Below are 23963 nucleotides of genomic sequence, written 5' to 3' on the forward strand. Positions count from 1 at the left end.
AAGTGAAAACTAATTTTTTTGTATTATTGTAACATCTTTCAAAGTGGCATGTTTTGACCGATAATACTGGCATGGTCACTCCGAAATAGCCACATACAACAAAACTCTTGTACTTTTATAAATTACGTATGAGATAGCAATAGAATTGCGCACTATGGGGGAGGTGTAATAGATGTGCAAATTGATAAAAATATTCTTAAATCTATCATGCAACTAAGCATGTAAGTTCTCCAATGAATATAAAAGCCAGATATTTGCTGTACTTGATGCATTTGTGGCCAAAAAAAAATCAAAATATTTTATAAACAATCAGGTTGCAAACTCTTATACATAAAACAAAAGCCGAACTCTAAAATGCGGCTTTGTTGTTTTATATACAGGCCAGAGGCCTTATGTGCTGCGACGTAGCCAGAGGCATACGCCGAACAATTTACATTACTTACTCGCTACGCTCAGCAAGGATAAATAAACCGTTATTAAGTATATTAATACTATGCTTATAAAAGCTACATTCAAAGACTTCTTTAATAAAAATATCGCTGCACTATAACCGGATTACAAATCCTAGCATTGTACAAAAAGAGTCACAACTTTTTAAATTGTGACTCTTGTATATGATTTACAGCTTGCTTATTGCACGGAAAACATTTCCGCGCTAACAGCCGTCGTGGTATTACATATCCGCGCGTACGGGGATAAACAAATCGTTATTAAGTATATTATTACTATGCTTATAAAAGCTACATTCAAAGAATTCTTCAATAAAAATATCGCTGCAAAATAACAGGATTACAAATCCTAGCATTATACAAAAAGGCCACAACTTTTTAAATTGTGACTCTTTTATATGTTTTACAGCTCGCTTATTTCACGGAAAAAATTTCCGCGCTAACAGCTGAGATGGTTAATTTATATATCCGCGCCTATGGGAATTTCATACGCTTGTAAATTTAATCCTTACAAGCTTAACTTGGTGTCTTGGTAAATATAGCAGTTCCAAAATGATATTTACCTTTTTAGATGCTTTTATTACAAAAACTAAATTGCAAGCTTTATTATAAAACAGCCGGGTTACAAACCCTCACAATATAAAGCAAACGCCACACTTTTTACAATGTGGCGCTTGTTATTCTTATGCTCTTGCTGCTTATTGCACGGTTTGCAAAACCGCGCTAACAGCCGTATTTAGTGATTTACATATCCGGGCGTACTGGATTCCAAACCAACTATCACATCGAACGAAGTTACAAACTTCGCTCAGCTTCTTTCGTCATTATGTGACTACGGCAAGCTGGGTAAGGATTATATTATTTTCTATAGCCATTAAAAATTGTAACTTTTTTATTCTCAGAATTACGATAGACAAAATAAAGCAAAAGTGGCATTGATAGTGCAACAGGAATAAGATAAACTAAATACAATGTACTTCTAGAATAACTAGAGATTAATAAATAACCACCAAGAACTTCAATTACTATGAGTAAAATGATAAATATCAAGTCAAATAATTTATTCGTATCTGCCCATACATCATTTACATTATATTTATTAGTTGCACCACAACTTTTACATACTAAAGAAAAGTCTTCTCCTTTTTCAATAGCCAATTCAACTCTGTCAGATGCCCAACTATGAACTCTAATGTTTTTCTGACATTTCTTACATGAAACCTCTCTTACCATCTGGATTATTTTGTGTTTCTATAATCTTTTAATGCTTTACTTAACCACTGATCTCCTTTATACCTACCCTTATTAATTTGTAAGAAACGAATCCATGGATTTTTTGATAAAGATAAAGACTGCGGCGTGGTAGAAGATGATGAAGGAGTTATAGGTATCTTCTTAAAAAAACTACTCCCCATAGTTCCAAAATTCTTTGTAAAAGCAGGAGATTGTAAAACATCTAATGCACTAGCTAAGACATCACCAGTTGGTAAAGGCATCATACCATATTCATGTGCCATAACAAAACTTGCATCTGTACCATATTTTCCAACAATATACTTGTAATTATCAGATGAATTCCAAATCATTTCTCTCCTATCCATCCCTAAAGCTTCTTGAGCCCTAATTGAATTAATCTGTGACTGATCTTGTTTGTTAGAATATACATAACGTAGTTTTAAATCCCAAGCCATATAATGGCCTTGATATTCATTTGGTATATCAGACCATAAATCTTTATTTGAAACACCATAAGTAAAACTACCATTATAATCTGTTGCCATTGGCCCTGAATAAATATCACTTCCTTCAAAAGATGTCGTACTATGTAAGACCTGTGAACCATCTTCATTAGTAGAAACAAAATTCACATATTGAGTTTCGTCACCACCCATATCACTTTGCCAAGTTAATTTTCCCGTCTCGACATCTAAATTCCATTCATCATAATTCATCCCATTACTATCAACAAACTTAATAGGATTGTTTCCAGAAAAGTGATATGGACTATCATTGTAATATGATTCAGATAACGGGTCAACAGCAGACCATCTAGCTAACGAAGGGTCATAAAACCTAGCTCCGTAATCATACCAATCCAAAATATTACCCCCTATAGCATCCTCTTGTAGCTCTTTTCCGTTATAAAGGTATTTATTATCGTTACCTCCTTTTTGATAAGCCATTCCAAATGGATAGTAAGATGATTGCTGCAACACTGTACCTGATGAATTAACTACCATACGTACATTACCTAAATGATCCTTAATATCAAATTGATACTGTCCGCTTCCGCTACTTAAATCATACTTTCCTTCACTATTCAATATATACTGTATGTTGGCTTCCTCATAGATGATATTACCTGCATAATAAGTGGTTTTACTATCTGCCGTTTTAGCCAGCTTTTGCCCATTAGCATTGTAAATATACGAAATTGTTTTGTTATCTTTTCCGGTAAGTTTACTTGGTAAGTTTAAATAGTTATAATCAACATTGGTTAACCCCTTATTATCATCCCTGATCATATTACCATTTAAATCACATTGGTATTCTACCGATGACGACGCTCCATCTTTAAAACCATAATCTTTGGCTAATTTACCATTCTTATCTTTGTTACTTGTACTGGCCGCATCACTTACTGATAGTAATTGATTACCGATATATTTATAGGTCAAATTATCAATTTCAAAGGCTTCAAAATTATTCGTGGTAACTTCAATACCTTTTTTTCTTGATAATCCTAAAATATTTCCATTCAAATCATATCCTGAAATATTTACAGAATAGTTGTTTAATGATGAATTTCGGTACATTTTCCCTAACATTGCAAACATTCCATATTTAGCATTTGTTAACCTATTTAATGCATCGTAATCAAAGCCATATCCTTGTTTTGCAGATGGGATATTACTCGATGAATTCTCTTGTGTTAACCATTCTATTGCTGCAATATTTCCATTATATTGCCCATCATCTTCCAAAACAGTATGTAGTCCGTAAGGAATATCAAGATAGCTCAAACGCATGGCAAATTTTTGCTTATCGCTAATGCCGGTATCAATATTATTAATATCTGTTAACCACCCCCTGATATTGTAACTATAATCTATTACCTGGGCACAACCGGCCTCTGTGGTTCCTCCTACATATTTTCTAATTAGTTCTCCCAATTCATTATACTCATTTTTTGCAAGTGTTACATCTGGGGCACCATCAATACTCTGATAAATTGCCAACAGTCTGCCTGCGTGGTCATAATCAAAATGTTCTTCTATGATTTTTGTGTTTCCCTCAAAAGACTGAACCTGTTTTGTTCTTATTACCTTATCTACAAAATCATAGTTAGTACTTAATATTTCCTCATTTGCAATATTTTTAGGATACAAATCGGTTAAGCATTGAATTGTTCTACCTTTATCATCGTAATAAATTGTTGAAACCAACCACTGGGCCTGTGTAGATGAAAACTCACTTCCATCCAGTACCTTGGTGCAGGTTCCTGTAATCATCCCCGATACCTGACTATTATAATTAGTTGCATTACTAATATTATGAGCTACAGAAAATGCTTTACTATCTTTATATCCATACGTATCATAATAGGCAATACTTAACCATCTGTCTATTCCTACCTCTGGAAAACTATTGCTTGTTGTATAACAGTACGTTCCGCTTAAGCTATTATCTCTTGTTTCATAATACTTGTTTGAATTATCTGCATAATAATCATCAATTACTGCCTGCATGGCATACTGAGTTTTGAGATTATTGCTTAACACTCCTGTTATTATCGGTCGATTTAATACATCATATTTAGTAAACACCCACGCTCCTTTTTCACGCATTTCTCCATCCTGTGTCGCCACTAACCGATCTCTATTGTCATAAACCATATATACTGGTGCTGCACCCGGTATTTTCTTTTCTATCATTCGCTTTCTACAATCATACTTATAGGCGTAAATTAAATCGCCATTACCAGCTCCAGCTGATATAGTCAGGCTTGAGCCGGATGACGCAGCAAATGAAAAATTAGATAGGGTTATACTGGATCCTTTTGTTATTAGATAAGTACTTGATTGCGAAGTTCCTGTTAAGGTTTGATCCTGATCTACAAGCTCAACTTCATTGTTAAATGCTACATTTGTATACAGGTTTTTCACCGCTTGCGGAGGAATTACATAGCGCAGTAATCCAAAATCATCATATACATAATAGGTTTCAACTGGGGTAATAATTCCATTATCAATTACATAGCTACGTTTTAAAACTACCTGACCTTGCTTGTTTTTATACTCTTCTGTGGTATGTAAATTTCCAGAAACCCAGTTTTCATCTTTTGATACTGTTTTATATAATTCGTAAGCTCCATAATAACCTAACTTTACTAATTGATTATTTGAAACTTCAAAAAGAAATACATCATTGCCATTATTTGTTTCATACTCCATTTTAACAGTATGCCCACTCTTAGGAATTGATGCATTGAAAGGTTGCCAGACTTCACCTGGAGCTCCTTGTTCTAACACCCTGTTTAATGGCGAATTATCAAATACTGTTTGCATATACGGCGCACTAGTTAATGCATGATCTGCATTTCCTTGTCCTGGTAAATAATAAGCCTTTTGTTCCTGTAATATTCCCTTAATATATGCCCCTTTTGCTGACGAGCGAGCATATGGTAAATATTTAATCTCTTCTCTTCCTAATTTATCATATACTATAGCTGTTACTATATCTTTTACAACTGAGTTTATATTTGCACCTCCTTTATATTGAATCTGCTGTTCAGGACGCCCCATAGCATCATAATAAGATATAACGGTTGATTTACTAGTGTAATCTAATGCATCAATACCATTCTCTGTATATACACCTTCTTTACAAACCGTTTCTACTTTTAAATAATTTACCCCAGAGCTACCTGTTTGTGATTTTAGAAGATTGGTTAACAATAACAAAAATAAAATTAACCATATATTATTATATTTTTTCATATTTAAATATTCTGATATTTGTATTTATTAATAACTATGATTACCGTTTAATTTTCGTATGTAACAGTGTATTCATTTATATTAGTATCACTCATATTATATATTGTAGATGGTAATCCCGAGGTTTCTTTAACCTTACTATCTCCAACAAACAATTTAACAATATAGTTATTTGCTTTTCCTATATTAAGTTGTATTTGTCTGCCAGATGCTACAAATAGATCATTGAATTCTTCATGATATATTTCAACACTATTTGCATCTTGACCAATAACCTCTATCCTGTATACTATAGGTATTAAATTTAATGCATCTATACTAGTATTATCAAAGTATGAAATATTTTTTATATTCAAAATGATTGGCCTTGATGATGGCACTTGTGGTATCTCGTTAAGATCTGGTTGCTTTGCATATTTAATTGTATATCTGCTCAATACATTGTCCAATCCATCTTTAATAAGACTTACTGAGCCAATTTCATCATAATAATACTGCTTTAAATTACAATTAGAATCAAATACCAACCAAGGTTTATTATTAGGCAAATAACTTGTTGCATTAAATGCAGTTCCTTCTGGAATAGCTATAAGCATTGCAGTATTTTCATCATATAACTGATTAAAATTAAGGTATTCTATACTATTAAAATCTACCAAACCTCTAAGATTTAACACCCCTTTGAAGATATGCTTATTAATATAAGATAGCGATAGACTTCCTGGAACTTTACTCCCATCCTTTTTAATTATAGAATAGTTGATAATTTTATTAGGATTTAAATTTTTATCCATAGAAGAAATGGTGCTCCAATAAACGCTTAAATTACATTTATTTTGAATTAAATTATTAACTCTTACAAAGGTATCCTTTTTATAATGCTCCTTTAAAACCTTTAAATTATAATATTTATCAAAACAATCTCTTGATGGAATCTGCATTGCACTTATATAAGCTTTTAGTTCAAAAATATTTACATTATGCGACTGAAGAAAAGTGAATACACTGTATTCATTTTCTGATTTAATTTGCATAAAAGACGGATCGAAATCTAAATTATTTGACCTCATTAACTTATTATACTCCCAAATACATCTATTTAATTCCTGTTGATTACTATCTCCTGCTATTATTTTAAAAAAATTAAATAAAATACTGAATAGAGAATAATTTGTATTATTCATCATTTGATTAAAACCAACTATATCAGTTGTTTTTATTAGATTAAATAATGATAGTATTTCATTGGCATATCTCCTATGATCAAAATATGGTAGTAAATCAGGGTATATTTTATTAGTGCTCCATGGGTATAAAGTATATGGAATAAATATACTTGATTGACCTTCAAAAACATCATCCTGCGGCTTTGTAAAAATACCATATTTACTATAAAATGGATGCGATTGTTCAGGAGAATAATCTTGTGCAACAATATTATCAGGAAATACATTATTTGCTTTAAGCAATACATTTCCATTTTTCAAATCCAATTTTAAAGCATTTAATGGTTCTCCATTTCTACCGATTTTACCTGAATTATAGATAAAACCAATCCCCTCCTCTACTAAATTAGTATATATTGGACTTTTATACAAACTATTATTATCCCAAAAAACTTTGGTATACGGATAGCTCGGAAGTTCATGGTCTAAATTTGTTGTTAAGGGATTTTGTAATTCTAATTGATATTTTTGCTCTAGATAATAATTATATTTTCCTTTTACTAAAGTTTTTCCATACTTATTTATAAATCCCGACAACAAGCTGTAACTTGTACCTTTATTTTTCGAACTCCATATTTGCTCCTCAACAAGATAATTATTACAATTCAGGCTTTGTAATTTAGAAATTACATCACTATCCTGTAAATTATAATCTACAACATATTTCTTTTTACAAACTGTAATATCCCCTTTACTATCTTCTTTCACAATTCTGGTTGGAAATAAATGTGCCTTATTATCATAAAACATAGCTTCTGTTTGTTCAAGTCCATTACCATTACTATCGTAAGTTGTAATAGTTGTTTTTGCAGGTAATATCAACACGTTTGTTTGTAATGTATAATTTATAGGTGGATATTTTGGTATCAACTTATGCGAGTAATTTGGTATATATAAATCTTTATATGTATTCATAAAATGATAAATCTTACCACTTCCATCATAACGCGATTCGATAAAAGCTAACTGATTTTCATCTTTATACATATTTTTCAAAGCTCTTTCATTCATTGAAACAGGACCTTTTTTAATTTGATCAACTAAAACAATATCCGAATAATCCGAATCCAAAAATTCTACATTAGCAATTTCCTTATATGGAGTTCTATTTCCAAAATCCTTAATATTAGTATAATAACTATAATTCTCCTTACTAACAATTTTACCTTCTGCATCAACATAACACTTTTCCAATAATAAATTATCCAAATAAGGATAATAGCCGATAAATCGTTGAGGGTCTAATGGGTTACTGTAGATTTCTGGTAAATACGGCTCAGGTGTAATACCTAAATATATATATTGAGTATATGATCTGTCATCTCTAATTTCTTTCACCGCATCATACAATACACCATTATTGGTTTTATCAAAAGGAGCAATCGATAAATCTATAAAATTTGAATATAAATACATATCAACTCCTTGATCTGTAATATAGGGATATTTAAAACATTTAGTATAGGGTTCTGCTATTCTTCCAGATGGCATTCCATCTTCATCTTCATATAAATAAGAAACAGTGTTTTTTGATTTGCCATCAGAAACAGAATAACTTTTAATGCGTAATCCTCCTGTTTTAAATGCCTTTAATCCAATCACGTGACTAAAAACTTGATTACTTTCATATTCAAAAGATATTTTACCTCCTTTTAAATTTTCTATTGACTGCAAAGATCTTACTTTACATGAATCTTCATTTATAACCCGATCACCATACTCATTTCCATCTGGATTTACATTTCCTCCTGGCAACAAATTATTAGCTGTCTCAAATATAAATGGATGTATACCTTGATAAGCGTTATTTTCACTGTTTATATGTATATTTAATTCCCTGGGAAGTGCGGATTGGAATATTTGTGAACCATTATAATATCCCCAGTAATCATAACCTATACTGCTACCACCTCCTCTATAATAATTAAAAGATAGCTGATCCTGCACTTTATTTCCATCACCCAAGATATCTAACCGCTTTAATAATGTTTTATTATCATTATAAGCAAAATGGATTTTTTTATTTACAATACCAATATCATTAATACAAGAAATATTTTTTAGTACATATCTATACTTTTTTTCTAGCAATTTATTGACCTCTAACACTAACTCTGTATAATCAAACTCTATTACTTGGTTACGAGTAATTATTTTTTTTAATTTTCTATGTGGAACGTACGACATTTGACCTGAATAAAACATTTCTTTATCTACACTTTTTGAAGTTGCATATAACTGTTTTACATATTCATTAATTCTACTATCTAATGCTGCCATTTCCCAATATGTAACATCTTCGTTTGCCCCTATTGCTAACTGCGCTGAATAGATTTCTTGCTTATAAAGTTCCTTTAAATGATTATATTCTTTTTTAAAAGAAGATGTATCACTGGGATCACATCCTATTGTCATAAATTTATAATTCCATTGTAATTGTTGATCCCACAATTTAGTTGATTGTTCAAAGCTTTCTTCCAGATCCTTTTGTCCTGCCTGTAGTTTCTCTATTTGAGATCTTATTTCATAATTATCCAAATTATATTTTGTATTTGGGGTGCTGTAATTAACTTGTGTCTCAATTGAAGGCCCATTAACTTTTTCATCATAACTATTTCCCCATTCAAAATTTATGTCTTCTCCATTTGGAATTGAAACTCTTTCAAGATACCATGAAAGTGGTGCTCTGTAATACTTACTATTAGCTGCCCCTCCTTTTAATATTAACAATTTTGAAGATTCTTGAGTACTAAAGTAATATACTATGCCTGATACATCAATAACTGTAAATTGTAAAGTACTTCTATCAAACTGGATATCAATATCTGATGCTTCAATCGTAGCAACTTCACCTTGATTAATAATAAAATGTACTTGTTGACCATTTATATTCAGTGTGAATATATCATTTTCTGAATCTCTATCTCCCTGTACTATACTTTTTTGGACTTGACTAATAGTACTTCCCCATTGAAGTGGCATTTTCTCAATAGGTAAACGCCAAATTCCTTTTGTATCTTCATCTGCATATCCTCCTCTAATAGTTCTTGTTATTACACCAGGCGTTTGAGACAAATACCAACCTAAACCTGCATTACCAGGATTTTGAGAAACTTTTATACCTGTAGTACTGTAACTTAATGATATTGGAAAACTATATCCATCTTGAGATATATTAATTAATGGAATCGAATAATTTAATATACCAGTACTTGGATTAACGGATGTATTTCCAATATTATTTTGTGCCATACTGTTCATTGTTCCAATATCTACATTCTGACTATATCCATAATTATAAACACAAAACAATAATATAAAAACTATAACCATTTTTTGAATAGCCAATTTATCAGAAAAGAAATTATTTTTTAATATCAACATAAAATTATTATTTATATAATTTATTATTAAACTTACTAAACTACAATATCTATATATACAAGCCATAATGTCATTTATTGCTCTATTCATCTTAAAATATGAATAGACAGCATAGAATAACACATCAATGACTTTATATCGGAATATATTGCAGATTAGATTGATTATTTTGTCATTTCTCCATTTATTATCAATTCCAATTTTGACAATCGATTTTCCAAAATCTTCCTCTCCAACTTTTCTTTTTGTAGTTCATCCTTTTGTTCAATGGTATAAAGCATCAACTCCTCTACCTTTTGCAACATCAACTTATTCATCTCGGCCAAATTTACTCCTGAAGCTTCCATTTCTTCAGCACTTGGTATATCTGGTAAATGCTTGTGAGTTTTAATGAAGTTTTCTACTTCGGTAAGGTCTTTTAAATTGTAGGTTTCGGAGAAAACGAAGTCTGCAGTATTGCCGTTGGCTTTTACTGTTATCTGGTTAGCGGAGATATTGCCATCTAATTGTAGATTGGCAGCAGCAATATCTTGAACTTTAATTTCGTCAGCCAAGATATCACCAACAACTTCTAACTTTGCTGATGGAGTAGTTGTTCCAATTCCTAATTTTCCTTCGCCTGTTAATCTCATATTTTCAGATGAAGAAGAAAAAAAACTTAAACCAGTAAGGTTACTATGTAGATTCTCTGTTGTAGCTGCAATACCTGCAAATTTTCCATATTCTCCCATATAACCGGTTTGTATTTTTATTCCTATAAAATCATCCTTTTTATATGCGGATCCTTTTATCGTTTGCAACCAACCATTTACTGGATTCTCAATATGAAAAAGAGATCCTTCATAAAAATTTCCGTTTCCAATTCCAACCTTTCCATCAAATGTTACATTCAATCTTTCATTATTATTATCTCCTGTCCCTACAAAATGTAAATATGCTCCCCTCCAATCGTAGGCCTTAATATAATAATGCCCTACAGATGGTGTTCCTGATGTATTATTATTTAACCAAATGGTACATGTTGGGTTATTAGTATAATTGAGGAAAAACTCATTTGAATCTGTATAAATTGAATTTCCACTAGATGACCATTGTCCAAATGAATAATTACCTATTGCAAAAAATAAAAACAATAGGATTACTTTACTTCTTTTCATTATAATCAATTGATTTTAAGATTAGTTCTTTAAATACTATAAATTCTGTTTTTATATTTTGTAATTCCAGTTCTAATTTTTGTCTATTTTGTTGATCTTTTACAATTTTCTCTTTTAAGCTATTAACTTGCTTATCCTTTTCTATTTGATACAGCGTCAACTCCTCCACCTTTTGCAGCAATAACTTATTCATCTCTGCAAGGTTTACTCCTGAATCTTCCATTTCTTTGGCACTTGGTATATCTGGTAAATGTTTGTGAGTTTTAATGTAGTTTTCTACTTCAGTAAGATCTTTTAAATTGTAAGAGTCGGAAAAGACGAAGTCAGCAGTGTTGCCATTGGTTTTAACTGTGATTTGATTGGCAGCTAGGGTGCCATTAAGACTTACATTGGCAGCTGCGATTTCCTTAACCTGAATTTCTTCAGAATTGATAATTCCATCAACGGTCATATTTCCACTCATGGTCCAATTACCATGATTATCTATCCAACTTTTATATGTTTCAACTCCTTGAGGTCGGAATTCTAACCTATTACCATTCCCAGTATTAGTTCCTATATCAAAAATGTTTGAGCCGGATTGAAATCTGGAATATGCCCATCGGTTAATATCTGATTGTACAAAAAATCTTGTATTACCGTCATGCCTGTAAATTCTAGTTTGGTAACCACCTACATTAACATCTCCAGCTACGTCTAGTTTGGCTTTAGGATTTGACATTCCAATGCCGACATTGCCACCTCCTGTTGATAGATATGTGTTTGAATTAATATAATGACTAATATATACTGCATCTCCACTTTCTGCTGGATCAATAACGATATGCCCATAAGTACCAGTATTAACACCTTTAATTGTGGCTTTCCCTCCATTTCTTCCAAGTTTTAGAGTAGGTTCATTTGAACTGGGATTAACCTCTAATGTCTGTCCCCAAACACTTGCACCTGCCAATATAAATCCAGCAATAACTAATCCTTTCATTATTTTTTTATGGTCTAAATAATTATTATATGTCATTTTAATTTGTTTTATTCTTTCCTTATCTTGTCTCTAACTCCCTATGAAAAACAACCTTCGCTCTATCTCCCCTCACCAAGATGCATGTCAAAGCCCCTTTAGGGGTTTAGAGTAATTTGTAACAAAGCCTCAATATTTGCGAGCTTGTCTTTCAAAATTTCTACTTCTTTTAACTTCGCATTCTGATCTTCTAGCCTTTCTTCCATAGCCTTACTTTCTTTCTTTTGCGATATAGCATAAAGCATTAACTCCTCAATCTTTTCCAATAGCAACTTATTCATCTCAGCCAAATTTACTCCAGAAGCTTCCATTTCTTCAGCACTTGGTATATCTGGTAAATGTTTGTGAGTTTTAATGTAGCTTTCTACTTCAGTAAGATCTTTTAAATTGTATGTATCAGAGAAAACATAGTCGGCAGTGTTGCCGTTGGCTTTTACAGTAATTTGATTGGCAGCAATACTACCTTCTAAATTAAGGTTAGTTGCTGCTATGTCTTCAACACGAATTTCGTCTGCAAGGATGTCTCCTGCTACCTGAAGTTTTGCAGATGGTGATGAACTACCAATACCAATACCTACATTACCAGTTATTTTATTAATTACAATTCTTTTATTATCATTCTCTCCAATATGAAAATAATTACCTGAGTTATCACCAATTCCAATAAACCAAGTAGTTGGTCCTTCTGCTCCCAATTGCAGTATTTTAGTATAATCTCTGGTATTATTAATAACAAGTTTAGCATTCCAACTTCCAGAATTAGTTGTCCCTATTCCAATTCTACCATCAGATTTAATAGTCAATTTTGTTGTAGGTTTGGTTTTGTTCGGGTTTAGAGAGGAAGGAGATTGAGTTTGAAAGATTAGATTTTCACCCCCATCTCCACAGTTATTCATTTGAGATATTATCTTAGAAGTAGGCACCCCTTTATATATTCCATTCCAAAATTCAATTGCTGTTTGCTGGTTGCATTTCCATGTTTCATTTCCCAACTTTAAAATACTCAAATATTCTCCTGAACCTAATAAATCAAGCTTAGCTTCTGGTGCGGTCGTTCCAATACCAACATTACCATTAGATTTCAATACTAAATTATTTCTCCAATCCCAGGTTTTATTATTTAAATATCTTGTTTGTAAAAACATTTGACCACTGGCATTCATATTGGCGGTGTTATCAGGTGTTACTATAATACGACCTTGCTGCCAAGGATTTGTTCCGTTAGTATTTGCTGGAATAACAAAACCTAAGGATGCACCTTCACTTATTTCTCTTGTCGTCCCATTTGCTTCTATTACAAGATTTGCATCTATTCTATCATTAGAATTTTCACTTGTTATGTTTGATTTTATATGTAAAGTAGCTTCGGGTGTAGTCGTTCCAATCCCAACATTACCTGTAGTTTCTATTTTATTAGTCTGTCCCCATACATTAACAAATCCAATAAAAAAAAAGCCTATTAGTCCAATTTTTTTCATCATTTATTTAGATCTAATTAATTATTTTTAATATTTCTATTTAGTATTTTCATGTGGCTTGCTAAAGGATAACCTCCATCGCTCGTTTTCGCCTCTCCAAGCTATAAGTCAAAGCCCATTGGAGTGATTAGGATAGTCTTATTTCAACAATAAAACCTTAATCTGTGCCATTTCTGCTTCCAATGCATCAAGTTTTTCAGTTAACTCATTCCTTTCAGCCTGTTCCTTATTGCTTTCGATTTCGATTTTAGCTAGCTTCTCTTCTTGTTTAATCGTATAAAGCGTCAACTCTTCCACCTTTTGCAGCAATAACTTATTCATCTCTGCCAAATTTACACCTGAAGCTTCCATTTCTTCAGCACTTGGTATATCAGGTAAATGCTTGTGAGTTTTAATGTAGTTTTCTACTTCGGTAAGATCTTTTAAATTGTAGGTGTCTGAGAATACGAAATCTGCAGTATTACCATTGGCTTCTACCAATATTTCAGTAGCACGTATCGTTCCATTAACATCTAATTTTGCATCTACTGAAGGCTTCTTATTAATACTCACATTACCATTTTTAGTATCAATAAAAAAGCAATCATTAAATTGATTAGATGAATATAAGCGACCTATTCCGAATATATTACTACCAAATAGTGTTTCATCAAATCCTATATTTATACCAAGCGTACCTCCATCTTGACGAAATTGCAACATAGGATTATCTGATTCAAAATTATTGTCTGTGTCCGCTTCAATCTTAACAACTGCATCACCACTTGTTAATGAAGAAATATGAAGTTTTGCTGAAGGAGAATTAGTCCCGACCCCAATACAGCCACTCTTAATAAATATAGGTGTTGATTCCCCATCCTCGTCAAGTACATTTGCTTGACAAAAGGTAGCTGTAACTATTGAAAGGTAAGCTACTAATAATACGAAAATACGTTTCATAAATGCTTATTGAATTTATAATGTGCGATTTATTGATTCTTAGTTTTTCTTAGCAGTATTGATTCCAGATAAGCCAATCTATCATCAATTTTGCATCTTTCCCTCTGCTCTTTATTTAATGCTTCTCTTAATTTCTTATTTTGAGCTTCCAATTTCTCTGTTAAAACTTGCCTTTCAATTTGTTCCTTTTTCCTTTCTTCTTTTTGCTGTATAGCATAAAGTGTCAACTCCTCTACCTTTTGCAGCAACAGCTTATTCATCTCAGCTAGGTTTACACCAGATGCTTCCATTTCTTCTGCACTTGGAATATCTGGTAAATGCTTGTGAGTTTTAATGTAGTTTTCTACTTCGGTAAGATCTTTTAAATTGTAAGTGTCAGAGAAAACAAAGTCTGCGGTGTTCCCGTTGGCTTCTACCAGAATTTCTTCTGCACGTAAGGTTCCGGCTACGTCGAGTTTAAGATCACCTGATGCTCTTTTCCCAATTCCTACATTACCACTAAATAGTACATTGCCACCACCTTCAAAACGAACAACTTGAGAAGCTGCATTCAGATCACCACACGAACCTCCACCGCAAGTTCCTCCCCAAATTGAAAAGGCGTCATTTCCATCATCTGTAATATATAACCTTAAGTCTGATGCATTATTTTTATAGACAGGAACAAGTAATGCTGCATCAGAAGGATCAATTCCATTGGAAAACCCAGTTATATCATCATTAATATAATTTCCATTAGTATTTCCAAATTGTAATCTATTTCTTAATAAAGTAGAACCATTAACATCCAATCTAGCCCAAGGATTAACTATACCAATCCCCACCTTTCCACTCCAATGAAAAATATTATCATTAACATCCATCCAGCCTCTAATTACATTTCCATCTGTTTCGTGAAAAGTAATCATTGCATCAGAACCAATTGTAGTACCGTTATTATAGTGCATCCCAGCTCCACCACTCATGGATTGAAGTCCTCCAATATTAAAACCAATTTTATACACAGTTCCTGCAGTGGTTGTAAAACCAATATATTTTTCTGCTCCCATATTTATATCTCCTGCATTAAGAAATAAATTTCCTTTCTTTATAACCATGTCACCACTTCCTTCTTTCCAGTACGTTAACCATGAGTTTTCTGCAGTTCCATAGAGTCCTAATGCCATTCCATCTTGAGCTTTAGTTCCAAATGCATAAGTATTAGTTTGTAAAGTTGGTGCGAATATTATTTGGCTATAATTGCCACTAAGTTTAATTTTTGAAAATTCTGTTTGTCCCCATAAATAAATATTAGAGCACAATAAAATAGCGATTAAAGTTAGTCTATTCATACAAGTACATAATTTTACACGGCTAACAATATATGCTAACCATAATTTATAATTTCACAATAGATAATGATTGATACTTACCTTAGATAAACACAATAACTAAATAATTATTAATCATTTATCTTAAGACTAGTAATAAAATGTCTAAAGCAAAGTGATATCGATTATAAACAAGACCCTCATTGATTCACTTCAATTCTCGAATAGGATACAATACCATGTTTTAGTAAAGTCTTGTTCTAATTTACTTTCAATGTGCCTTATGATTTTCTATACAATCCTGGTTTTAAAGAATAATATCTGATCATTTTGCTGGAGGGGGATAATAGGGTTAAGTAGTTAAATTTTAGCATAAAATATTTTTAGTTTTGTTTTTTTAGTACTCTAGATAGTAAAAAATATTGTTGTCTTTCACCTATTTATTTTAACTACTTTAGGTACATTAGTATTTTTTCGACTTTTCGACCCAAAAATAGTAATTTATTGTATTACTCTAGTAATCTAATTTGATAAAAGGAATAATTTTTATGACAAACAACTCTTTATGATATATTATTAATAACAGCAAAACCATCTTCAAATATTTAATCTATAATTTATTCAAGAAGCATATTTGAATTTTACAACAAAAGACAAACATTACTTCGGATAAACATCAATAGTTTATCGTATAAAAACGGTTTTTACTCTTTATATACACCTTATTTACCATTAATTCATCAATGAGCCTCCCAACTTAAACATAGGCAGATACATTGCAACCAATAATAAAGCAACCATTCCTCCCACAACAATTATCAACATTGGTTCTAAAAGCGAGCTCATTACAGTGGTTTGATGATCGGTTTCTTCTGTATATTGATCATAAAGACGTTTAAAAATTGAATCTAGACGATTGGTTTCTTCTCCTACTTTTATTAGTGAAACCATTCTAGAATCAAATATTGGATAATCTAACATTAATTCATTTAAAGGTTTTCCATGATATAAACCTTCTCGTATAGAAATCAATGCTTTTTCATAAGGATATAAACCAATCATTTTACTAACAAGTTCAAGGGATTGTACTAATGGTGTTTTAGCACTAGTCATTAGTGACATACTTTGGCAAAAGGAGGCTAAATATATTTTTTGCATTAATTTCCCGATTACCGGAATCCTTAACAACAGTATACCACTGTATTTCCTATACCATTCTTCATTTCTAAACATTCTCACTAGTACAACAATCAATCCAACAGAAATGGGTATTAAATACCAATAATTACGAAACTGATCAGATAAATAAATAACAGCCTTTGTTAATGTAGGTAAATCACTATTGAATCGTTTAAAGGCATCAGCAAACAATGGTACAATAAAATTCATCATAAAAAAAACAGCACCTAAAGCTGTAATAAAAATCATAGCCGGATAAGATATTGCACTTATAATTTGCTTTTTCTGCTTTACTTTTTTTCGAAAAAAAAGAGATAATTCTTCAAGCACCAAAACAAGACTTCCACTTTCTTCACCAATTTTAATACTGTAAAACTCGTATTGTCCAAATTCAGGTTGATCCTTTATTGCTTCTGAAAGTGACAACCCATGTAATATTTTTTGAGATATCAAATAATAGATATTTTTTACCTTTTCTTTCTTTTCTTCTTGTACTATAAGATCCAACGCTAATTTTAAATCCAACCCGGCAGTCATTAATATGACCAATTCAGAATAAAAAACTTCTTTTATTTTGTCTGTAAGTATTTTACCGAAGGATATTTCCTTCTTCCAAAAAGGAAGATCTTCCTTAGAAGGCAATTTTCCAGGGCTTACTTGTTGATTATAGTTTTTTATCTGGGATAGATCGATAGCCATTTTTCACTCCTTTATTTCCAGGTATTTACCTATTGGATATTGTTTATATATTGAAATTGGAACCTCTACTTTTTGGATATTACAGACTACTGAGAAATAATTAATTAATCCTGAAGATTCATTTGCATACGTAAAATTTGTATTTGTACAAGATAATCTAATAGTATCTATAGAATAGACTGACACTCTAGCTACAAAACTACTATCAAACTCATAACTAATCATTTCCCCAGCAACATCACACTGTAACTTGCCATTAAATGTTACAACTTCAGCTTTATCAAAGTCAGCTATTAACAATTGATAAAACTGATTTATTTCAGTTTGCGAATTACCTGTATCAACTATTTCAGAAAAAAGTTGATAATAATTTTGAATAACTGTATATGACAATAGAATCACAATACTTGTAATTATCATTACAATTAACAATTCATGTATTGTAAAACCGTTCATTTTTTTCATAACAATCAACTTATTCCAGTACTTAACTGAGTTCCATTTATAGATTAGAATTTAAACCTTTAATAATTTATTGATCGTCTACTTCAACATAAAATCTATAAAAAAATAAAGGTTCTTTTTTTTCATCCATAATACGATTATTAGTTACTTCTATTGCACTTAATTCCACCAAATACAAACCTTTTACTTCATTTACGAGTTCAACATTCTTTTGTATTTTATAATTGTGTTCAATTAATTCTATAGTTTCAGTATTTTGGGATTTAATGGTTTGATTTTTTAACAGATTTAGATCATACCATACCTTTTGTTTCTGAAATCGATTAAATTCATCCAACAACTGCGACAAAAATGTTCCTGTTAAGGCAATTGAAAGTGAAACAATTACAAATGCAACTATTACTTCAATTAATGAATTCCCTTTAATCTTAGCATTAATTATTGACATATAGCTACAAGCTTTAGTTTGAACACCTCATCATTTTCAAGACAGAACGATGCATATTCTTTTGGTAATTTTTCTCCATCAATAATTCCATCCACAATAAAATTCTCATAAAACGATCGCGATGTTGAATAGGCAAATCGATTACAGATTAAACTTCCAATTATATTTCCTTTAAAATATAAATCTCCGTTCACATACAACTTACCGTAAATAGTTGCATCTTCTGATAATGTAAATATAGTACTACCTTCTTCTGGATTTAGAGAATAGACAAATACTCCTCCATTAATCAGAACTCCCTTATCAACACTTACTTTTAGTTTTGATACATTAGACAGACAACCTAAAAAGGATGGATAAGAAAACTCACAACCAGATTCAACAATTAACTCTCGTGAAGCAAAAGCTTGTAAAGTTTGATGACAACCTGCTTTAAATATTATTGTATTCGCAAATAGTACAATATTTTTAAGTTCAATGCCAGGCCAAACTTCTATTGTATCTGTAGTTGATAATATTATATTTCCCTTTAGCAGACCTTTTTCTAATACAATTTTTCTGTTTGATTGCATAAACAATGTCTTTTCCTTAAAAGAATGGTTAATCTCAATATTTTTATATGCATTGAAATTAACGATACTATCATGACTACTAGTTTTTCCGTTTAGATAGCTCGTAATATAATTGCTCGCAGGTTCATTAATTTTTGGCATAATCTTATCACTAACATGCAAATTACCAGAATATAAATAAGGCCCCTCAAAATATTGTCCTTCTATATTCCCTTTTCTTATACCCAGCTCTGATAACGAACAATCTCCATTAATATAACTGTTACCAACAAGTGATACATATTTTTGATTATTAGGCATGTATAAACTATATCTTTTCTTTTCTCTTTCTGCTAATAAAACTGTTTTGGTTAATTGCAAATGTTTCCATCGGGTCGAAAGGGTAACTTTACTCAACATCCCCCACTGCATAAATGATGCGTTAACCAGTGCTGTATTATCTTCAAATAAATCTATATTAACATTATTGTTTATCCGAACCAATTCAGGTTGACAACAAATAAGAGAGATAGCTGATTCTATATTTAATGATAATTGATTCTTTTTATAAAAAATAACATCTTCCTTATTTTTCAAATCAAAGAAACTAAGGAGCAGAAGACATATCATACTTAATAATAACATTACAAAAATTGCATAATATAAAGCACCTCCAATAAGTCTGCTATCTTTTATACATTTACAATAATTCATTATATTCCAAAACTAAACATTACTATTGTCCTCTTTTTCATTCTTCTTCATAGGAACTTCATCTTCAGTATTTTCATTATGTAATTCTGAACTTCTTTTTTTAAAAATATTTTTAATTTTCTCAACAAATAACCTAGAACTGTAATCTTTATTTTCCTTAATTACTTCTACTCCATCCTTATATTTTAGGGTATATGTTGAATCATTGGTATAAAATGTAGTGTTGCCATTTAGCAAACCCTTTTTATATTCTTCCTTTTTTAAGAGTTTTGCATCTTCATAATAAAAGCATGTACCATCCTTTAATCCATTAACATACCTTGATTCTAAAATCATATTTCCTTCAGAATTCCATGTTGACCATGCTCCGTCTTTAACACCCATCTTAAAATACCCAGATTCAATCAACAAATAATCTTTTTTATATTTTTTGTAAGTGCCATTCAATAATTTACCTGAATAAGCACCTTGATTCTTTCGTATCCTATTAAAGGCATACCAATAATAAAAAGTCTTATTATCCTGTTTTATTGTAACTTCCTTATCAATTAAAATAGAGAACTCTTCAATTGTATCGTTTCTTTGTATTATTACCTCACGGGTTGCCTTATTCTGAGACAAAACAGGTATATCCATTACGAAAAAAAGCAACATAAAATAAAAAGTTATCAATAATACCTGCTTTATTATTTTTTTTCCAGATTTTAACATTAACTGTAAATTTTTTAATCAACAAACATTAGCGCTTTAAATAAAAGTGCCTAACATCATTTTCACATTGTAACTCAATTGAATCTCTTGCAATCTCTTGTACTACTATATTTTCTATATTTTGACCTTTTCTTACTAAATAATTTTTGTTACCGATATATAATATACCTAAACTTGAATTACGATTATGACTTGCTACCATGCCTTTAAACCTGATACTTGGCCAACGAACAACCTTTGCGATATTTTCAGTTTTAACCTCATTTATAATCTCTTCCTTTTCATTAAAATGTTTAATGTCTTTCAAAAAAGGATCTGCATAATCTAATTTTAATTGTTTTCGAATTTGTTTTTCTATTCTTTTTTCTTTGTCAATCTTAACTGAAGTATCAATTTGTTTATAATTGATTGTTCCTTGATTTGCAAAAAAAATCTTCCAAATAATAATTCCCCATATTACAAGTGCAAGAGGAAGAAGAATATATGTAATTTTCTGATTTTTCAAAAAAATAAAATTTTGTAATATCAATTAATTATTAACTGTAATAGTACGTTGCGTACTTAATTCACTTTGGTTTCCTGCCTGATCAACACTCTTAAGTTCCCATTTATATTCTGAACCAGGATCAAGAGTAATAGTAGTATTTTTATTAGATACCTTTTTTGCTTTAAATAACTCAATTGATGAACCTGTAATTTTATAAATAAACAGAGAGTCTGAAACATTTCCCCAGGTAGGATCTGAACTATTCCAAGAAAAATTTACATCAACATCTGATGTGGAAAAATTATCTTCAGGCATAATTGGGTTTGGAGTTAAAGGATTCGTAATATCAATAATTAATCTATTATATGAAAACAGGGATAAAGAGATGTCATTTATAGCACGCACACCCCACCAAAACTCACCTTCTTCAATATTTAAACCTAAAGACGACTCTACAACATCAATAGAATCTAACTCCAGATTTCCCAACCATCCACCTGAATACAACCTAACTTCATAGGTATCAACATTTGATAACGTATCCCATTTAAACGAAATATCTTGCTCATTTATAAATAAGTTATCTATTGGTGAACGAAGTCTAACTTTTTGGGCACCCAGGTCATTTGTATCAATAATAAAAAAGTCAGCATAACTCCACAAGGAATTATAAGCACTATTTTCTGCTCTTACCCTCCATTCAAATTGTCCGGAAAATAAAGTATATTCTAAATAATTATCAGTTAATAATGAATCAAGAACAACTGATTCTACTGAATCAAAACCTGGAGTAACAACCTGTATTCTATAGGACAACGAATCATTATCTGATTCCCACAAAAAGGTTTGCGTAACACGCTCTGTTGATATGTGATTTCCTGGTGCTAATAATGCTAATTGTTTATCTGAAATATCCTCTTCTTCTATTAAGGAGCAACTAAACAGTAAACTGATTAACAACAAAAAACAAGGTAATTGATTAAAATTAATTTTATACTTACTCATCTGTTTGACCTTCATATATACTTTCATTAATTACTCTCCTTTAATGACTGAAATAAATAACTCCCATACAAGAACTTCTTTTTCAACTTTAAATCATACTTACTCTCAAAACAAACCGACCTTACTTTTCCAATAATTGGCTGATCTTCTATTTCATTTAATAATTGTAATTGTCTCTTAAATGACCCTTCTATCAATACTTTAAATGTTACTACATTAAAATTTTCTTTATTAAAAACATGCTTTTGGGGAATTTCATTTAATACTAAATCATTCCTCTTGCAAAAATCACCTATTATATCAATTAAATACCCCCCTTTATCTATCTCAAAATTCACATCTCCAATCCGGGTATCAATTTCATCTAACTTTTGCTGTATCATATTTAACTTATAGGGTGCATTTTCTATTTTTCTCAGTTCTGTTTTCAGTTGCTCTAAATTATCCTTCAACAATAAGGTATTCTGAAATGCAAATTTATAGCTCAGGCATATCAACAATATTAACCCTATTATAATTCGATAAAACCGTTTTTTATATGATAAATTATTCCACATTTAAATAGATATTTAAAATAAAATCAGCAGGATCATTCATACTTTTATTTGCATAATAAGTCAACTCAACATCCTTTATCCATGTTACTTTTTTTAACGCTTTCATCCAATTATAAACATATTGTGTTTCATTAGAGTTGCCATTAACACGAATCATATTATAATCCAATAAAATGTCACTTCCCGGTTTTATCTTTTTTATAATTGGATTAACTTCCAACTTAACCAAAACTATTTCCAATGGCATCAATGATATTATATCGTCAATTTTACCGGATAAAACATTTTCATCATTTAAGCCTCCTCTTACAATTAGGTCTTGCTTTTTATTTAACTCCTTCTCTGCCAGATTTAGTTTACTTAAAATTGATTTATTTTTTGAATATTCACCACTAACAATATCCATTTCTGACCTATACATATCATTTATAAAGAAATTACAAGACAAAGCTGCTAAAAGCAAAATCATAACAGTCCAACCTGTTAAAACAATCAATTTCTTAAAAATAAATTCTGATAAATAATTCGCTTCTGAAACAGAATCATAATTACCAGAAAAGAAAGCTGCACAATCAGCAAAACTTAAAATATAAGTACTTTCTATAACTTCATCTCCCAATGTATATTGTTCAATCGTCTCAATTTTTCGTGATTTTATATTTTTAATTTGATTTTGCTCTATTAGTATATCCCAACTACTAAACACATGCTCCCGATCTATTTCTAATATCGGTAAAATACTACTTATTGTAAAAGGATTACACCTAATACCAACAATATCCATCTTTATTTTATCAAACTCTTTTTCTATACTATCTATTAAATCTTTACGTACGATAGATACAAATCCGGTTTCACCTTGATTATATACCTGTGTAATAAAATGATCTGAAGACACGGCAATTTGACCTTTTGGTAAACCATCCTTTATAAATTCCACCTTTTTAACTAATGCACCAATTCCAGTTAAATTTACTATAACAGGAACATGATTTGGTACATGTTTCTTCACTTCCTCATAAGAAGATAAGGCGCTTATTCTTTTTGATATAACAAGCTTTCCTTTTTTTTTCTCAACAATAATTATATCTATTGAAATAGTATCTTTTCCTAAAATAGAAAGCGTAATTCCTGCAACCTTACTAACTGTTTTTAATATTTTATGTAACCTTCCTGAATGCATTAT

17 protein-coding genes are annotated in these 23963 nt (G+C 30.9%); all 17 read right to left on the reverse strand.

The features are described from left to right. Positions 1–1307 precede the first annotated feature (1307 nt). The 17 genes from OM075_RS15545 to OM075_RS15625 all read right to left on the reverse strand — a co-directional run bounded on the left by OM075_RS15545 (position 1308) and on the right by OM075_RS15625 (position 23960). Complete coding sequence (locus tag OM075_RS15545; RefSeq protein ID WP_301191455.1) at positions 1308–1682, reverse strand: hypothetical protein; 375 nt, start codon at positions 1680–1682, stop codon at positions 1308–1310. Between the two features lie 5 nt (positions 1683–1687). Next, a complete protein-coding gene (locus OM075_RS15550) occupies positions 1688–5449 on the reverse strand; it encodes a DUF6443 domain-containing protein (protein WP_301191456.1) in 3762 nt (1253 codons plus the stop codon). 47 nt (positions 5450–5496) lie between these two features. Continuing rightward, the gene (locus OM075_RS15555; protein ID WP_301191457.1) at positions 5497–10059 is read right to left on the reverse strand and encodes a hypothetical protein; all 4563 of its coding nucleotides are present in this window, start codon (positions 10057–10059) and stop codon (positions 5497–5499) included. 164 nt (positions 10060–10223) lie between these two features. Beyond that, positions 10224–11216 carry a vacuolar protein sorting family 37 protein gene (locus OM075_RS15560; protein WP_301191458.1) on the reverse strand — a complete coding sequence of 331 codons (993 nt, stop codon included), beginning with the start codon at positions 11214–11216 and terminating at the stop codon, positions 10224–10226. Further along, a complete protein-coding gene (locus OM075_RS15565) occupies positions 11203–12234 on the reverse strand; it encodes a hypothetical protein (RefSeq protein WP_301191459.1) in 1032 nt (343 codons plus the stop codon). The genes OM075_RS15560 and OM075_RS15565 overlap by 14 nt, the downstream gene beginning before the upstream one ends. A gap of 98 nt (positions 12235–12332) precedes the next feature. Then, complete coding sequence (locus OM075_RS15570) at positions 12333–13715, reverse strand: vacuolar protein sorting family 37 protein (protein ID WP_301191460.1); 1383 nt, start codon at positions 13713–13715, stop codon at positions 12333–12335. Between the two features lie 135 nt (positions 13716–13850). Continuing rightward, on the reverse strand, positions 13851–14651 hold the full coding sequence (locus OM075_RS15575; protein WP_301191461.1) for a hypothetical protein: 801 nt from the start codon (positions 14649–14651) through the stop codon (positions 13851–13853). A 29-nt stretch (positions 14652–14680) separates the two neighbouring features. Then, entirely contained in the window at positions 14681–15982 is a 1302-nt protein-coding gene (locus OM075_RS15580; protein ID WP_301191462.1) for a hypothetical protein, read from the reverse strand. A 711-nt stretch (positions 15983–16693) separates the two neighbouring features. Then, a complete protein-coding gene (locus tag OM075_RS15585; protein ID WP_301191463.1) occupies positions 16694–17839 on the reverse strand; it encodes a type II secretion system F family protein in 1146 nt (381 codons plus the stop codon). Positions 17840–17842: 3 nt separating this feature from the next. Further along, complete coding sequence (locus OM075_RS15590) at positions 17843–18304, reverse strand: PulJ/GspJ family protein (protein WP_301191464.1); 462 nt, start codon at positions 18302–18304, stop codon at positions 17843–17845. Positions 18305–18371: 67 nt separating this feature from the next. Beyond that, positions 18372–18752 carry a prepilin-type N-terminal cleavage/methylation domain-containing protein gene (locus OM075_RS15595; protein WP_301191465.1) on the reverse strand — a complete coding sequence of 127 codons (381 nt, stop codon included), beginning with the start codon at positions 18750–18752 and terminating at the stop codon, positions 18372–18374. Then, a complete protein-coding gene (locus tag OM075_RS15600) occupies positions 18743–20017 on the reverse strand; it encodes a hypothetical protein (RefSeq protein ID WP_301191466.1) in 1275 nt (424 codons plus the stop codon). Before OM075_RS15600 ends, OM075_RS15595 begins: the two co-directional genes overlap by 10 nt. A gap of 12 nt (positions 20018–20029) precedes the next feature. Next, positions 20030–20671: a toxin-antitoxin system YwqK family antitoxin gene (locus OM075_RS15605; RefSeq protein WP_301191467.1), complete on the reverse strand. Its 642-nt coding sequence runs from the start codon at positions 20669–20671 to the stop codon at positions 20030–20032. Positions 20672–20756: 85 nt separating this feature from the next. Next, on the reverse strand, positions 20757–21233 hold the full coding sequence (locus OM075_RS15610; protein ID WP_301191468.1) for a hypothetical protein: 477 nt from the start codon (positions 21231–21233) through the stop codon (positions 20757–20759). A 24-nt stretch (positions 21234–21257) separates the two neighbouring features. Next, positions 21258–22220, reverse strand: coding sequence for a hypothetical protein (locus OM075_RS15615; protein ID WP_301191469.1), 963 nt, complete (start codon positions 22218–22220; stop codon positions 21258–21260). Positions 22221–22246: 26 nt separating this feature from the next. Next, positions 22247–22777 (reverse strand): hypothetical protein, encoded by a 531-nt coding sequence (locus tag OM075_RS15620; protein WP_301191470.1) that lies wholly within the window; start codon positions 22775–22777, stop codon positions 22247–22249. Then, positions 22767–23960: a hypothetical protein gene (locus tag OM075_RS15625; protein ID WP_301191471.1), complete on the reverse strand. Its 1194-nt coding sequence runs from the start codon at positions 23958–23960 to the stop codon at positions 22767–22769. The genes OM075_RS15620 and OM075_RS15625 overlap by 11 nt, the downstream gene beginning before the upstream one ends. Positions 23961–23963: the final 3 nt, after the last annotated feature.

The sequence above is a fragment of the Plebeiibacterium sediminum genome, from assembly GCF_026013605.1.
Taxonomy (GTDB): domain Bacteria; phylum Bacteroidota; class Bacteroidia; order Bacteroidales; family Marinilabiliaceae; genus Saccharicrinis; species Saccharicrinis sediminus.

Excerpts from the sequence above, each read along its gene's own strand:
- OM075_RS15600 (WP_301191466.1), bottom strand. The coding sequence starts at position 20,017 with ATGAATTATTGTAAATGTATAAAAGATAGCAGACTTATTGGAGGTGCT.
- OM075_RS15585 (WP_301191463.1), bottom strand. The coding sequence starts at position 17,839 with ATGGCTATCGATCTATCCCAGATAAAAAACTATAATCAACAAGTAAGC.
- OM075_RS15570 (WP_301191460.1), bottom strand. The coding sequence starts at position 13,715 with ATGATGAAAAAAATTGGACTAATAGGCTTTTTTTTTATTGGATTTGTT.
- OM075_RS15555 (WP_301191457.1), bottom strand. The coding sequence starts at position 10,059 with ATGTTGATATTAAAAAATAATTTCTTTTCTGATAAATTGGCTATTCAA.
- OM075_RS15605 (WP_301191467.1), bottom strand. The coding sequence starts at position 20,671 with ATGTTGCTTTTTTTCGTAATGGATATACCTGTTTTGTCTCAGAATAAG.
- OM075_RS15625 (WP_301191471.1), bottom strand. The coding sequence starts at position 23,960 with ATGCATTCAGGAAGGTTACATAAAATATTAAAAACAGTTAGTAAGGTT.
- OM075_RS15595 (WP_301191465.1), bottom strand. The coding sequence starts at position 18,752 with ATGTCAATAATTAATGCTAAGATTAAAGGGAATTCATTAATTGAAGTA.
- OM075_RS15560 (WP_301191458.1), bottom strand. The coding sequence starts at position 11,216 with ATGAAAAGAAGTAAAGTAATCCTATTGTTTTTATTTTTTGCAATAGGT.
- OM075_RS15615 (WP_301191469.1), bottom strand. The coding sequence starts at position 22,220 with ATGAGTAAGTATAAAATTAATTTTAATCAATTACCTTGTTTTTTGTTG.
- OM075_RS15545 (WP_301191455.1), bottom strand. The coding sequence starts at position 1,682 with ATGGTAAGAGAGGTTTCATGTAAGAAATGTCAGAAAAACATTAGAGTT.
- OM075_RS15620 (WP_301191470.1), bottom strand. The coding sequence starts at position 22,777 with ATGTGGAATAATTTATCATATAAAAAACGGTTTTATCGAATTATAATA.
- OM075_RS15580 (WP_301191462.1), bottom strand. The coding sequence starts at position 15,982 with ATGAATAGACTAACTTTAATCGCTATTTTATTGTGCTCTAATATTTAT.
- OM075_RS15565 (WP_301191459.1), bottom strand. The coding sequence starts at position 12,234 with ATGACATATAATAATTATTTAGACCATAAAAAAATAATGAAAGGATTA.
- OM075_RS15590 (WP_301191464.1), bottom strand. The coding sequence starts at position 18,304 with ATGAAAAAAATGAACGGTTTTACAATACATGAATTGTTAATTGTAATG.
- OM075_RS15550 (WP_301191456.1), bottom strand. The coding sequence starts at position 5,449 with ATGAAAAAATATAATAATATATGGTTAATTTTATTTTTGTTATTGTTA.
- OM075_RS15575 (WP_301191461.1), bottom strand. The coding sequence starts at position 14,651 with ATGAAACGTATTTTCGTATTATTAGTAGCTTACCTTTCAATAGTTACA.